Origin of the sequence: Floccifex sp. (assembly GCF_051873555.1) — a bacterium.
Taxonomy (GTDB): Bacteria; Bacillota_I; Bacilli_A; order Erysipelotrichales; family Erysipelotrichaceae; genus Floccifex.
In genome coordinates this window covers 1-1,699 of sequence record NZ_JBJEEY010000109.1, presented here as the reverse complement: position 1 = coordinate 1,699, position 1,699 = coordinate 1, and the positions used below count along the sequence as shown (strand labels likewise).

The 1,699-nt window shown below is 32.4% G+C and carries 2 protein-coding genes; both read left to right on the top strand.

The features are described 5' to 3' along the window. The coding region (locus ACI32A_RS06275; RefSeq protein WP_439754183.1) for an LCP family protein at positions 1-421 on the top strand (421 nt) is incomplete at its 5' end. A gap of 104 nt (positions 422-525) precedes the next feature. Then, a partial coding sequence (locus ACI32A_RS06270) for a sugar transferase (RefSeq protein WP_439754182.1) occupies positions 526-1,699 on the top strand: 1,174 nt, incomplete at its 3' end.

The window sequence follows — 1,699 nt, the reverse complement described above, 5'->3', positions numbered from 1 at the left end:
TGGAGAATGTGCTTTAGGCTATGCACGTGAGAGATATGCCTACAGCGATGGAGATAGACAGCGTGGTAAGAATCAGATGCAGGTTATGACGGCTATCATTAAAAAGATGGTATCACCTGCACTGTTAAATAATTTTTCACAGATTATGAATACCATGTCCGATCTAATCCAAACCAATATGGATATGAATCAGGTGTTTGCACTAGTTAAGGATCAACTTTCCAATGGTGGTTCCTGGTCCATTTATCAATATAGCTTAAATGGAAGTGGTGGAACGGACTTTGCGTATGAACTAGGAGATTATGCCTATGTCATGTATCCTGACCAGACAACAATTGATAATGCCAAAGCGGATATAAAATCTGTTTTGAATGGAGAAAGTCCTCCGTATGTAAATTCACAAGATAGTACGGCAGAATAAATAAGAATGAGGGAATTTGAGTGTCGAAGATTAGTAAAGTGGAAGTTGTAGCGGAGATAATTATTACTTTATTTCTATTATGTTTTTTTCGCTTCAATGTCTATATGAGAAAGTATTTATTTGCGTATATAGTGGTACAATATGTCATTGGACGATATAGAGGAAATTCAGTATTAATATGGGATGAAATCAATTTATTGATCAAGTCCCATATTTTATATTTTTTATTTTGTTTTGTGATTGCACCACACTATATGTATACAGTATCTTATTTAGTTCGTTTAGTATTAATGACTGTTACATCATTTTTTTTAGTAATTATATGTTCTCGAACTATTCGAATTGTATGCAGGGAAAAATTTAAAGAAAGTATATTATTATTTGGGATTGGTAAAAATGCCAAAGAAATTGATCGTGTTATTAAGGGTAATCGATTTAGTTTGATGGAAGTCAAGGCTTTTGTGAATTGTAATGAAAGTGATTTTATTTCACATAAACAAAGATCTGAAGTAGAACCTGAAAGAGTTATTTTTTTAAGTGATGTACAAAATTATTTAGAAAGACATACTATAGATTCTTGTATATTTACCATTCAGGGACTTTCCAAAAAGGAAATAGATTATTTAATGTCTTTGATTGATGACAAAGTCATGAATATTAAGTATGTTCCTCGAATTGAAGGAATCTTTACATTTAATTCGAAACCACAAAACTTTGATGGATTGGTTTTAATCAATACATCTACAGGGGACACCCAGTTACTGGATGTCTTTTTTAAACGATGTATGGATATTTGTGCTGGATTAGTTGGCTGTTTACTTTTAATTCCATTAACACTTGTAGTAAAAGTCTTGAATTTAATGTGTCATGATACAGGTCCTGTATTTTTTAAACAAGATCGAATTGGTTTAGATGGAAAAGCTTTTAAGATGTATAAATATCGTTCCATGGTAGTTGGAGCGGAAAAAATACTGGATGACTTAATGGAAAAAGATCCAAAAATAAAAGAAGAATATTTAACCAATAAGAAGCTTGAAAACGATCCAAGAGTGACCAAGGCTGGAAAGTTCATTCGTAAAACAAGTCTGGATGAATTTCCACAGTTTATCAATGTATTAAAAGGGGATATGTCATTAATTGGTCCTAGACCTTATTTATTTCGAGAAATACCGGATATGAAAGAACACTATAAAACAGTGATTAAATCCAAACCCGGTATTACAGGAATGTGGCAGACACATGGACGAAGTGAAGTAAGTTTTGAGGATCGTTTAGAAT